At 42.7% G+C, this 14,048-nt stretch carries 6 protein-coding genes; 5 read left to right on the top strand and 1 reads right to left on the bottom strand.

Annotation, left to right across the window (positions count from 1 at the left end; all coding sequences use genetic code 11):
• Positions 1–5 precede the first annotated feature (5 nt).
• Complete coding sequence (locus tag NBH15_RS08035; protein WP_250822408.1) at positions 6–4,022, bottom strand: hybrid sensor histidine kinase/response regulator transcription factor; 4,017 nt, start codon at positions 4,020–4,022, stop codon at positions 6–8.
• 116 nt (positions 4,023–4,138) lie between these two features.
• Here NBH15_RS08035 and NBH15_RS08030 point away from each other — a divergent pair, with 116 nt between their 5' ends.
• The 5 genes from NBH15_RS08030 to NBH15_RS08010 all read left to right on the top strand — a co-directional run bounded on the left by NBH15_RS08030 (position 4,139) and on the right by NBH15_RS08010 (position 14,044).
• The gene (locus tag NBH15_RS08030) at positions 4,139–4,585 is read left to right on the top strand and encodes a DUF6078 family protein (protein WP_250822407.1); all 447 of its coding nucleotides are present in this window, start codon (positions 4,139–4,141) and stop codon (positions 4,583–4,585) included.
• 669 nt (positions 4,586–5,254) lie between these two features.
• Positions 5,255–8,632, top strand: a complete 3,378-nt coding sequence (locus tag NBH15_RS08025) for a DUF6383 domain-containing protein (protein ID WP_250822406.1) — start codon at positions 5,255–5,257, stop codon at positions 8,630–8,632.
• A gap of 248 nt (positions 8,633–8,880) precedes the next feature.
• A complete protein-coding gene (locus tag NBH15_RS08020; RefSeq protein WP_250822405.1) occupies positions 8,881–9,468 on the top strand; it encodes an RNA polymerase sigma-70 factor in 588 nt (195 codons plus the stop codon).
• A 66-nt stretch (positions 9,469–9,534) separates the two neighbouring features.
• Positions 9,535–10,536 carry a FecR family protein gene (locus NBH15_RS08015; protein WP_250822404.1) on the top strand — a complete coding sequence of 334 codons (1,002 nt, stop codon included), beginning with the start codon at positions 9,535–9,537 and terminating at the stop codon, positions 10,534–10,536.
• Between the two features lie 148 nt (positions 10,537–10,684).
• A complete protein-coding gene (locus NBH15_RS08010) occupies positions 10,685–14,044 on the top strand; it encodes a SusC/RagA family TonB-linked outer membrane protein (RefSeq protein WP_250822403.1) in 3,360 nt (1,119 codons plus the stop codon).
• Positions 14,045–14,048: the final 4 nt, after the last annotated feature.

Raw genomic sequence — 14,048 nt, 5'->3', positions numbered from 1 at the left:
AGGCATTAGTCTGCCTTCTTTTTCTTGTATTCCGCCGGTGTCGTATCGAACTGTGCTTTGAAGCAACGGGTGAAATAACGGGGGGAACCAAAACCCAGCATGTCGGAGATCTCGGCAATCTGCAAATCCTGACGGGTTATCAACAAGGTGGCGGCCCGCTTCAGTTTACAATTCAGGACGAAATCGTTCGGTGTCATTCCGGTCAGGGCCTTGAACTTGGCATAAAGCGAGCTGCGGCTCAATCCCAGTTCTTTAGCCAGGGTATTCATGTCGAATTCCATATTACTCAGGTTTTCTTCTACGATTCGGTTTACCGTGTCCATAAACTTCTGGTCGATCGGGTTGCTGGCCAGCGATTGCGTATCGAAATCCCTTTGCTCGTTGAACTTCTTTTGCAGGATAATACGGTTGCGCACTAGGTTGTTACAACGGGCAAGCAGCACTTTGGCATTGAACGGCTTGCTGATATAATCGTCGGCTCCCCGCTGCAAACCTTCTATGCTTTGCTCTGCCGAACCGAGCGCTGTCAACAGGATGACCGGTATATGGCAGATGTCGAAATCGTTCTTGATCTTCAGGCACATTTCGGTTCCCGACATTTCAGGCATCATGATGTCGCTGACGATGATATCCGGCTTTTGGGAACGTGTGATCTCCAGTCCCTCTTTTCCGTTCCGTGCCAGTAAGACATTATAAACCGGCGAGAACAGCGAGTTCAGTATCTGGAGTAACTCTTCGTTGTCATCGACCAACAGAACGGTGTAAGTAGCATCCGTCTCGGCCAGCGATAACTCGGAGGTACTTTCGGGAATTTCCTGGGTCAGGCTTTCCGGCAGTATCTCGTTGCGGATCATCTCTTTCTCCGGTTGCACAAACTGGCATTCGCCTTCTTTGAAATGGCTTCGGCCTTTCGGCAGATGCACGATGAATATACTTCCGTATCCCGGCGTACTTTCTACTTGTATTTTTCCATGATGCAATCCGATGATGCTCTTGGTTAGTGACAGGCCGATACCTGTGCTCGGCTGCGATATTCCCGATGAGTTATTTCCTGCCTGGTAGAAACGGTCGAATATCTTGTCGATATCTTCTTTGCTGATACCGATACCGTTGTCTATGATTTTTATGATGATCGCCTGGTCATTCTCTTCGACGACCATTTCGATGGCTGCACCCGGTTTTGAATATTTGAATGCGTTCGACAGCAGGTTGTAGAATACCTTCTGCATTTGTTTGGGGTCGAACCAGCATTCGATATCTTCCGCTCCAGAGGTGAACTGATAAGTTACTGAACGGCTGGAAGCGTATTCGTAAAAAGAGAGATAGATCTCTTTCAGGAAAGGGATAATGTTTTGTTCGTATACTTTCAGTTTCACATGGCCTTGTTCCAGTTTGCGGAAATCCAGCAACTCACTGATCAGCATCCGCATATTGTGCGTATTCCTATATATCTTCAGCAGTTTGTTGTAGGTGGATGGGGCTACCGAACTGCTTTGCAGCAAGAGTTCGATCTGCGAAATGATCAGGGTGAGCGGTGTCCGGAACTCATGCGAGATGTTTGAAAAGAACTGTAGTTTAGCCTGGTTCAGTTCCTCGATCCTCTCTTTTTCTTTTCGTTCAAACTCCAATGAAGTTCTGAGCAGCAACTGTGACTGTTTGAAGCGGAAGAAACCGTAGATCAACCCGCCGCCGACCAGCACGTATAAGAGATAAAATAACGGTGTGGCATAGAGCGGGGAATGGATCGTGATGCCCATCCGGATCGTTTGTGGTTCGATCTTTGTGTCGTATTGTTTCTCACGCACGACCAGGGTGTATTTGCCCGGATTGAGGTTCGTGTACTGGATGCTGTTGTCGGTATTGCTGATCCATTTGTTGTCGAAGCCTTCCAGCATGTATTCGTAAGCCGTCTCTTTCAACGTATTGATATAGTTGTTCGAGTTGAACGAGATGATGAGGTTGTTCTGATTGTGGTTCAACTCTATTTCCTGCGTATAAGGCAAAGCGTCGGAGAGAACCCGTGAACGGTCGGAAGGATTAACTAATTCATTGTTGATATATAATTCGGAGAAATATAACCGGTAGTCTTTTGCTGGCCGGAACAAGTCCTGTTCGAAGAACGTACTTAAACCGTCTATCCCTCCCACAAAGATTTCGCCGTTCGGGCTGACCAGCAGGCCGCATCCTTTGTTGATTCCGGAAACAGGAAGTGCGGTGCCCAGTTCTACCACCTTAAATAACTGTTGTTCCGGGTCCAGGAAAGAGAGTCCTTTATCACCGGATATGATCAGGTAACCTTGTATCGATTCTTTGATGTCGTAGCAATAGTTGCTCAGGATCATACTGTTTTCGGTGGTATATCCGCTGAAAGTATGGCTCTTCTCATCATACAGATAGAGCCCGGCTCCAAGCGTCCCGAAGAAGATACGTCCTTTTTTGTCCTCATAGATGGCAGATACCGGCTGGTTTCCCAATCCGTTTTCGCCGCAACGGAAGACAGTCCTGTCTTCCTGGTTATTCAGCTTGATCTTGTTGATGACTCTTCCTGTTGTTATCCATATATAATCCTGCGAGTCGATCAGGAAACAATGATTACCGTATTGCTTACCTCCTTCGAAAGTAGGGGTGATCTTTTCGGTATCGAGATCCATTTTGACGCATCCCCATTGCGTCAGGAGAACCAGGTATTTGTCTTTCCAGATGGCCATCTGATTGATACGGTCGCCGGCTTTTACGGCATACGAAGGGTCTTCGAAATAAGGATTCCGGAACCGTTTCTTCGGGATATCGAATATGGATAGTCCGCCGGTGTGGGTACCGATGTAAAGCTTATTGCGGTTGGCACTGTAGGCAATAGATTTCAGATTGTCATGAGCGATAGAGTTTCTGTCGGGATCGGCCATGAAATAGGTAAATGTTTTCTTTTTCCGGTCGAAGAGGTTTAGCCCGCCGCCTTCGGTGCAGATCCAGATATTATCGTCTTTATCTTCCGTCATATGTCCGACAAAAGGGAAACTGATGCAGTCTTTCCTTGTTTTGTCTGCCGTATAAATCGTGAAAAGATCCATTTCAGGATTGAAATAGTGGACACCCCCGTAATAAGTACCCAGCCAGATGCTTCCCTGCCGGTCTTTGTAAACTGGGAAAACGGAGGAGTGGGCGAGGCTTCCGGGAAGGTTGTCGCGGGTATACACCTGGAAATGATCATTGTAGGGATTATATTTGTTTAGTCCGGTGAAGGTCCCTATCCAAAGGTTACCGGAGTTGTCTTCAACGATTCCCCTTACCTGGTTGCTGGATATATTGTTATCGTTGTGCGGATCGAAGCGGTAGCGTTTGAAATTACCCGACGGTTCCCGTTTGTAAAGTCCGTTCATACGGGCGGATATCCATAGGTTCCTATGTGAATCTTCGTATAAGGCATAAATATCTTCACTAGGAATGATATAGGCAAGGGGCTTGTCTTCCTCTTTCATATATAATCCTGAATTAGTCCCTATCCAGCAGCGTTTTTGGGAATCGACCATGATACAGGTTGCATGTTGGTTGGAGAGTTCCAGTTTGAAGCGGAAACGAAGTTCTTCCGTCTGTGTATCCCAGACAAAGATAGAATCGGACGCGTTCACCCAAAGTTGTTCGCCGCTGAAAGCGATCGCATTCACCCATGCTTGTTTCAGGCAGGAAAACTGCTGGGAGCGCAGGTTGTATCGTACCAGGGAATTATCCGAATTGAAATAAATATTCCCCTGGTTGTCTCCGGTTATGAAGTCGATGCTGTTACCGACGGGTGTATCCTTCCCGTATTCATTCTTTAATGTCGGTTTATATGAAGTCACGTGAACACCGTCGAAAACGCTTAACCCTTCTTCCGTCCCGAACCACATGCGGCCCAGTTCATCCTGATAGATAGACATGACAGAGAGTTGCGAAAGTCCTTCTTTCATCCCGATATGTTTGAAATAGATAGGGAAGGCGTAAGACAAGGTATGCAGAAATATGAAAAGGATGATTGATTTTCTCATGGCTTTTACATTATTTGAAGGCGAAGATAATGATAAATTCTGAAACAGCTTTACGTATCAGGTCATATAAAATGGTATCTTTGTAAATCAATGTAACCAATAAACTGCTACATATTATGAAACCAGATTTCGATTATGATGAATTCCCGGGTAGTTTTGCCCATTGTCTCAACGAGAAATGCGTGCGTCGTGATACCTGCCTTCGGCATCAGGTATGGCTTCGTGTTCCTCAAACGCGCGGAGGTGTATATATTATCAATCCGGGGCACCTTGCATCTCTCACCGGCGAAGAGTGTCCTTTCTTCCTGCTCGACCAACCGCAGCGGTTCGCCAGAGGCATAACCTGCCTGTTCGATGATATCCCTTTACGAAAGGCCGAGACTATCAAATCACAGCTTATTGCCCATCTGGGACGTAATACCTATTACCGCTGTAAACAAAAGAAGCGCCTGGTCAGGCCGAAAGAGCAGGCATATATCAAAAAGCTGTTCCTTGCCCAAGGCATTACCGAAGAGCCGCAGTATGACGAATATATGGAGTATTATGATTTGGATAGAGATTGATTCATAGTCTGTTACGGACTACTGAATGAACTACCCGTATAGATGCAGAAATATCATATATTGTGATACCATATTCTCATATATTATACGAATGTTGTATCATAATATATGAGAATATGGTATCCTAATATAAGATACAGAAGTTGTCTGGTTGCGGAATGAAAAACAGGTGCGCTTACGTTCTCCGAAAGATCGGATTTCTTGGATTTTTGTGCTTGAAAATGGAAAAAGCCGTAATAGTATGGATTTTTTGCTTCCGATAAATAATAATATTAATGTACGCGCATGTACATTATATATAAGACATTTAATATTTCTCTAACGGATTAAAGACGGAGATGACTGTGTAGCTATTGAATTATAAAACGTGAAGTGCGAAAAAGGACTGACTAATTTAAAGGTTCCTTTTTTCTAGTCACAAAATTACAACAATCTTTTTAACCACCACTCTTTTTCCCTATATTTTTTTCTTTCTCTATATCCTTTCTTATCAACAGAATAACAAAGTTAGTACAAAATTCGACCTTTCCGGTATGAACTCAAATCATGCACTCGAAAATGACGAGAAAAAAGGAACGTTTAAACTCGTCATTTAACATTTGGCAGTCTCTGAACGGATCCGTGAAATGGACTTTTATAACACTATTATTAATATTAAATTTATTGATTATGAACAAAAAGTTTTTTACTTTGATGGCTGCCGCCTTGGTGACCGGATCAGTAGCTGCGCAGACTTATGATGCAGGTACTGATTTTGAGTATCGCTTGGGTACTACCGGCTATACAAACATCGTTGGTTCCGGTGCTAATAATCCGGTTCTGAATCCTGGCGCTACTCCTCTTGCAACTATTACTGGTGCTGAGTGGAACAAAAATGTCAACAAAATTAACTCTGATTACTGGTATCAGTTAGAAGTTAATGATCCTTCTACTGATGCTGCGGACGTTTTGATTCAGGAACGCGACGAACTGACTGGTAAAATCTATTTACGTGTTGTAGAAAAAACGGTAGCTGCTAAAGCTCCTCTGACTGCTTCTTTGTGGAAGATTGAATACAGCAAAGAAGATGGTGTAAGTGGCGGTTATTTTACTTTCGTGAATAAAGAAACCGGCTATAAGCTGTCTTTCGATCAGCTTCTTGCTGCAAATGGTCAGGTAGAAGCATTGGGTAAAGGTGTCTCTGATTGGACTTGGTATCTCAGCAATGATAACGGTTCTGCTGCAATGGATTGGGCTACATTGTATTCTGTTTATACAGATGCTAATGGCAAAAAGCAGATCATGTATTTGAATAAAGCTGCGGCTGGTGTGGCTACTACAATCAATACATCTTTAAAGACTAACGGTTATGACTGTAAGACTTCTACTGGTGCTGATGTAGCAGAAACATCATTAGTAGCTGTTCAGATAGGAGATGTTCCTGCTAGTATTTCTACTTTGAACGCTATGCAGATCAAGCCGGTTATGGCTGCTCCTTTCTTCATGACTAAAGAAGATTTCAACAATCGTTTGGATTCAGACGGTGACGGAAGCTTCAAGTTTACAGTAGCAGAAGAAGGCGTAAAAGGCGAAGAAGTTTTAGAACAGGAATTTGTTGCAGAAGAAGGTTTAGTTGCTAATCCGGAAACTGAATTTGGAGCTGATTATAAATACTTCAATTTGTCATTCAAGGCTGGTGCAAATTATTTGCAGATCGGTACAGAACGCTATGAAGAAAATAAACTTCCGAGTGTATCTCCTAGCGTGAAAGTAATCGCTGCTCCTGCTCCTGCAACAACAGCAGACAAGTATTTGAAAGCTCGTGCAATGTTCCGTGCTACTTATTATCCATCAGAAGACCGTGTATTCATCGAACCGCTGAATGCTGGTATCATGACAGATAAGGAATATAATGATGGAACAGCGTTTGCTTCATGTGCTGCTGCAACTAGCTTTACAGTAAAAGGTACTAGCGGTCAGCTAACATCTGCTAACTCTGTTGTTAATGCAAGTGTAAATGATTACAAAGAAAAATCTGTTTCTTTTACAGCAGTAAAATTGGATGATGGTAGCAAAGTTATTACTGTAGCTCCCGCTTCAAAAGACGGTTTTGCTATTGTAACTTCTATCGAACAGGCATTCTCTTACCTGCAGCGTGCAGAATTTGCTTCTAATCTTTATACTATTAAAGATGGTAGCGAATATATCGTATGCAACTTCGCCGGTGACATGCAACTGGATGTTCCGACAGAAAATCAGAACTACAACAATATGCCTGCAACTATGTGGACTATTGAGAAAAAAGGTAACGAACAGGTAATTGTTAAGAACCGTGAATTCGGTGTTTCGACTGTATTCGAAGGTCAGCTTTATGTAAAAGATGGCAAATATTTCGCTATCGATAAAAACTATACAGGTTTTACTGCTGTTAAATTGAATGATCGTGAAGCATATGATATTGCTCCTGTTACTGCTGAAAATGCATTGACAAGTGCAGATCATGGTTACTATAACGCAGGTGACAAATTGTTAGTTAACAAATTCACTTTCGAATTCAACGATAATCTGGTTGACGATCACTTCCTGAACCTGACTGAAGGTAACTTCTTCGTTCCTACTAAGGGTGTAAATAGTTATTACGAATTCTATGAAGCAGGTACTGTAACATTTGGAAGTAAAGTTGCTGATCTTCCTGCTTTGTCAAGAAAAGCATATACTGTAAAGGTATTGGATGAAACATTGATCGACAACGACAAGACTTGGATTTATCTGGTTGTTGAAAACGGCAAGCCGACTTACTACAAAGCAATGACTGAAGCCGAAGGTACAGCTGCTGGTCTGGAAAAAGCACGTTTCTTCTTCAAATCAGACGAAATAATGGGTGAAGCTGAAACTGAAACATATGTATTGATCAAAACAGACGGTACTACTGCTAACGCTGCTATCAGCCAGGCTTCTTTGGAATCTACTTCTAAATTGGCTTACGATGACTTAAATAACATTCCTAGCGAACCGAGTTCAACATTTGCTATCGCTTTGGCTGATGTTAAATTGTATCGTGATCTGACAGCTGACAAGACTGTTAAGTTCTTCTTGAAGAGAGGTGCTGCTAACGAATATCTGTATGAAGGAAATGGAAATGAAACGTTTGGATTCCTTGGATTAACATCTGAAGGTGTTCACCAGGCTGAAGGTTACAATCCTTCAATGGCTTCATTCAAAGTTTCTGATCATGCTGGAATTATGCCTGAGTTCTTGTTCGCTGTAGATACAGCTACTGTAGCTGATGGTTACTGGTGTGATATTCATGGTTACGAAGTAACAGATCCTTGTGGACATGCTGATCCTTATAAAGGTTATATGACAGGTCGCTTCCTGATCAATATGAAAAATTATGGTAAGGATTACAAATTTGAAAGCTATGATCGTCTGGGCTTCGTAGAAGGTATTTATCAGGGTGGTAAACTTTATATCCTGTCTAACGATCCTTTGAAACAAGATGTTACTCTTGCAAGCCTGAAGGTTGCTGAAGAAAAAGGTGGTGTTATCGATCCTGCTAAGTTAGCTAAATTGACTCCTGTAGCATTAGACTCACCTTATACATTCTCTTTGCGTCTGATCAACAGAGGTGACGAAGAAAACTTCTTCATCGAATCAGAACGTGCAGCAGCAGGTTCATTCACAGGTGGATGGATTAAAGTACAGAACGGTTGCCCGGTTATTGCACGTCACACTGCAACAAGCGGTTCTTCTGAAGATCATGAAGGTACTAATGGCTCTATCGACGAGATCATGCGCGATGCTCAGATCTTCACATTGTCTGAAGGCAACGACGTACCTACTTCAAATGATGCAATCGAAGCAGTTTCAGCTGTTAAGGTTGTAACTGTAGAAGGTGGTGTTCAGGTATTGAACACAGCAGGTAAGACTGTAACAGTTGCTAATGTATTAGGTCAGACTGTAGCTAGTACAGTTGTTTCTTCTGATAACGCTACAATCTCTGCTCCTGCAGGTGTTGTATTCGTTACAGTTGAAGGCGAAGCTGCTGTTAAAGCAATCGTAAAATAAGCAATTATTTATAATCAAAATAATTCTAAATTGTTTACCGCGAGGTGTTTCAAATACCAATTACCCTGTGACAGGTGAACAAGCGGTAAATATTAATACTAAAGTAATGAAATAAAGTTCTTCTGTTCAACCTCTGTGAAGAGTGAAAACAGACAAAAAAACAAGCCTCGGGAGATTCGTCTTCCGGGGCTTTGTGTTGTTTAGTCAAAATGTTTTGACTAAATTCGCCCGTCCTTAAGGAGATACACGTGGAATATTATGAAGAACAAATAGTAAGAGGGGTAAAGGAGGGTGATGAGAATGCTTTCCGGATACTTTATGATAAGTATTATCATCGTCTGTTCTGTATCTCCCGGCAATATCTGCAAGATGAATTTCTGGCTGAAACGATTGTATCGGATGTGTTTTTCCATCTTTGGGAAAATCGTAAAACAATAGATATACAAATCTCTCTGAATGCGTATCTTATACGTATGGTCCGGAATTTTTCCCTGAATTATTTACAGAAGAATTATGTCGGGAGGGAGGTCAGTCTGAATGATATGAATATGACTTCCCCTTTGTTATTTCTTTCGGATGAATACCCGTTAGGGCGTTTGATGGAAAAGGAACTGATGGATAAAGTGCAGGAAGAGATTGAACGCCTGCCGAAAGAAACACGCCAGGTTTTTATTCTCAGCCGCCTGGAAGAATTGAAACATGACGAGATTGCAGCCCGTCTGGGCATTTCGGTCAATACCGTCAAATATCATATAAAACAAGCATTATCAATATTGCGTGATCGTTTAAAAGACTATCTGATAGTGCTTTTAGTCTGCTTCGTGAAATATTTCTGAAAAAAGTGAGTTTTTTCACTACCCCATTTCTCTACTATTCTTGTCTACCTTATAACAACATAGAAAATGAATAAAACGGAACAAACATATTATCCCGATGACCTGATTACCGCTTATTTGAATAATGAGCTGAATAAGGAACAGCGCGTTGAACTGGAGCAATGGGTGGCTGCCGACACTGCCCATAAACAATATTTCTATGAAATGACCGAAGTGTGGCTGGCTGCCAACGCTGCTTCGGGGACCCAAGAAGAGAGCAACCGTGCTTTTCAACATTTCCGGGGACGAATCTCCGTATTGCAAAAGAAGAAACGCTTTTCATTGCGTTTTGTCAGAGTGGCGGCGGCAATATTTGCAGGTATCCTGTTGTTGGGAGGAGGTTATTATTGGGGGTATAACCATTTCGATCCATCTTCCTTATATGCGATGCAGACGGTTGAGGTTCCTATAGGATCACGTAGCCGGATCGTTTTGCAGGACGGAACGGTGGTTTGGCTGAACGCGGGAAGTAAATTGAGTTATACTGGCGGTTTTTCCCATCAGGACCGCCATGTCCGGCTGGAAGGAGAAGGCTATTTTGAAGTGACCCGCAATGAAAAACTGCCTTTTATAGTGAATACCAGCGATCTCGATGTAAAGGTACTGGGAACCAAGTTTAGCGTGAAAGCATATACTGACGAAGAAAACATAGAGGTGATATTGGCGGCAGGATCTGTTAATTTGTTGAACATAAAGAATCCGGATGAATCGCTGATCATGAAACCGGAGCAACAGGTTATATATAATAAGGAAACCGGAATAACCGATATACACAAAGTGCCGGCATCATTAGCCGGACATTGGACAACCGGTGCGCATTTCTTTAATGAACAGACCCTGGAACAGATAGTCAGAGAACTGGAAAAGTCATTCGATGTCACCTTTATCTTTAGAAATGAAGAGAAGAAGAAGTTAATCTTTTACGGTGATTTCAGAGTGGATGATTCGCTGGATGACATATTGATGATCATGTCCAGCAGTGGAAAATTCAAGTACAGAAAAACGAATAATATTATAGAGCTCTATTAAAACAAAGTAGTATTAACTTAAAAAAGAAAGGAGAATAGATACGGAAATCAACCATGTGAATAAAAAGCGAATCGGAAAATGTTGGTACCATTTCCCGATTCAGATAGTCGTTAAACTTTTTTGTTATTAAAAACAACAATACAAAATTATGGAAAACATTCCTTATGAGAAAATTAGAGCAACATTATTTGCTCATAAAAAAACATTATTTATTACAGGCTTATGTACTGTACTTATAGCAGGTAGCGGACAATCTGCTTTTGCGGCACTGCCACAGGAAAAGAAAATAACCTTGAATGTCCGGAATATTACAGTGAAAGACGCAATAGAAACTGTAAAAAAACAGAGTGGCTATTCTTTTTTCATCGATACGAAAGAGGTACAACTACACAAACAGATCAGTGTTAATCTGACAGGTAAATCCATTTCTGAAGCATTGGATATTATTTTCAGTGACCAACCGGTCAAATATGAGATTAAGGGAAGACATGTCATTGTAACCGGAAAGGACGTATTGGTTCCCAGTGAGAACATGGCAAAAGACATCCGGATCTCGGGTGTTGTAAAAGATGAGTTGGGCGAACCTGTTTCAGGAGCTAATGTAGTCGTGAAAGGACAGGTACTGGGAACTATAACAGATATGGATGGCCGTTATTCCCTGAATGTCCCGGCTAAGTCGGTATTGGTGGTAACATTTATCGGTTATAAGACAAAAGAAGTGCCGGTAGGCAAACAGTCTGTGATAAATGTAACTTTATCAGAAGATGCCGAGTTGCTTGACGAAGTTGTAGTGACGGCTTTGGGTATCAAACGGGAGGAGAAAGCGTTGGGATATTCCGTCCAGAAAGTAGGCGGCGAACGCCTGGCTGCCGTAAAAACAGTAGATGTGGCTACTTCACTGACCGGTAAGATTGCCGGATTGAATGTGCAGAACAGCACGGAATTTAACACAACTCCCGATTTGTCATTGCGCGGGGAGAATCCGTTGTTGGTCATAGACGGGATACCTTATGGTAATATGAAACTACAGGATGTCGCTTCCGATGACATCGAATCCGTAGACGTTTTGAAAGGAGCTACGGCCTCTGCCCTTTATGGAGCCAGGGGATCTTCCGGAGCCATTATGGTGACAACGAAAAGAGGTTCGGAAGATGGGTTGAATATTTCGATAAACAGCAATACGATGTTCAATGCCGGTTATTTGAAGTTTCCGGAGGTACAGTCTTCCTATAGTGGCGGACAGGGCGGCAAATATAATCCGACCGACTTTGTCTGGGGGGATAAGCTCGATATAGGCCGTACGGCTCTCCAATATGATCCTTATACCTTTGAATGGCGTGAGATGCCGTTGACTTCAAAAGGAAAAGACAACCTGAAGAATTTCCAGGAGACGGGATTTGTAACCAACAATAACGTGAGCGTCACACAAAAAGGAAAGTACGGTAGTTTCCGTACCTCGCTGACCCACGTCTACAATAAAGGTCAGTGGCCGAATGCGAAGTTGAATAAGATAACTTATACGGCTGCCGGAAATATGAATTATAAAGGATTCGACCTGGATGCAAGTCTTACTTACAACAAGCGTTTTTCTCCCCAGGGAGAGGGTACAGGATACGGAGGTCTCGGTTATATCTATAACTTGCTGGTGTGGACAGGTCCGGAATGGGATATCCGTGATTATAAGAACTATTGGCGGGTAAAGGATCAGGAACAGAACTGGTATAACGACACGTATTATAATAACCCTTATTATATAGCGAACGAAATTATCGCTTCAAGCGATTTTGACAAAGTAAACGGTTTTGTTTCCGGTAGCTATGAAATAACTCCCTGGTTGAAAGCGACACTGAGATCCGGCCTGGATGTTTATACCACCCGCAAGGAATGGCGTAACCCGATCGGAGCCTACGGTGCATGGGACAAAAAGGGATATTATGAACTGCAAACACCTAACGGTTATAGCATCAATACCGATTTTATGTTGATGGCGGATCATAAGTTCGGAGACTTTTCTGTTGATGGCTTTGTCGGAGGTAACATCTATTTCTATCAGGATAATACACATACCAGTACAACAAAGAACGGTTTGCTGGTTCCCGGTTTCTATTCTTTGAATGCCTCGGTCGATCCTCCCGGAACTTCTGCCGGTATGAAAAAGAAACAGGTAAACAGTTTATTTGGTAAGGCATCCGTTGCCTGGAAGAGCACTTTGTTCCTGGATGTGACCGGACGTAACGATTGGTCGTCTTCTTTACCTTCTGAAACCCGTTCATATTTCTATCCGTCGGTAGCAGGTAGTGTCGTTCTTTCCGAGTTTATTCCGATGCCGTCCTTTATCGACTTCTGGAAAGTAAGAGGGTCCTGGACTATGTCGAAAGCCGATACCGATGTGTATGCCACCAATAACACGTACTCCATCTCTACAAATACCTGGGATGATATGACCAGTGCCTCTTATCCTTCAACTATTCGGGGAAAATCAGTTAAGCCGAGTACTTCCAAATCGTATGAATTGGGAACAATGCTGACATTCTTTGGCAAACGACTGGTTTTGGATGCCGCTTATTATAATAAGTATTACTATAACCGGATTGTGAACGCAACACTTAGTGCAGCTACCGGCTTTAGTAATACGCAGGTAAACTCTAAAGAAGAATATGTAAGACGAGGCGTCGAAATACAATTGAGCGGCGATATTATAAAGACTAAGGACTGGGCCTGGAATTCTACATTCAACTGGGCATTGGACAGACGGTATTTTGCTAAACTCGACCCGGATTTTTCATCCCAAAAGCCTTGGATAAAGGAGGGAGCCCGTACGGATTATGTGACTTATGCCGATTACGAATATGATAAAGAGGGCAATATGATCCATGAAGCCGGTTATCCGCTGCTGAGTAAGTATTCTACTCATCATGGTTTTTCAGGTCCTGATTGGATCTGGGGATGGGTCAATACGGTCTCTTATAAAGACTTTACGTTGAGTTTCACGATCGACGGTCGCGTAGGCGGTGTAGCTTATTCAAAGACAAATCAGTCTTTGTGGAATACGGGAGCTCATATCGAAAGCGACAACCAGTGGCGTTACGATGAAGTGGTGAATGGGAAAAAGAATTATGTCGGACAGGGGGTGAAAGTAGTTTCCGGTACGGTTCAGTATGATTCGGATGGAAACATCACGTTCGACGACCGGGTGTTTGCTCCTAATGATGTAGAGGTCTCTTACGAACAATATACCCGCGAATATCAAGCAAATGCTTATTCTGCAAGGCCTCAGAACTACTTCAAGCAGACCTTTTTCAAGTTAAGGGATCTGTCGCTTACTTATCAGATGCCGAAATCATTGTGCGAAAAGGTCCGGCTGAAAGGCGCGACGATCGGTCTGGTCGGTCAGAATCTGTTGATTTGGACGAAAGAGTTTAAGTATGCCGACCCGGATGTCGGAGGTGATAACTTGAATGCACCTTCTACCCGTTTGCTTGGTTTCAATATTAAGTTGGATTTATAATAAA

It is taken from the genome of Parabacteroides caeci (assembly GCF_023656795.1).
GTDB lineage: Bacteria > Bacteroidota > Bacteroidia > Bacteroidales > Tannerellaceae > Parabacteroides > Parabacteroides segnis.
This window is presented reverse-complemented; position numbering and strand designations above follow the sequence as displayed.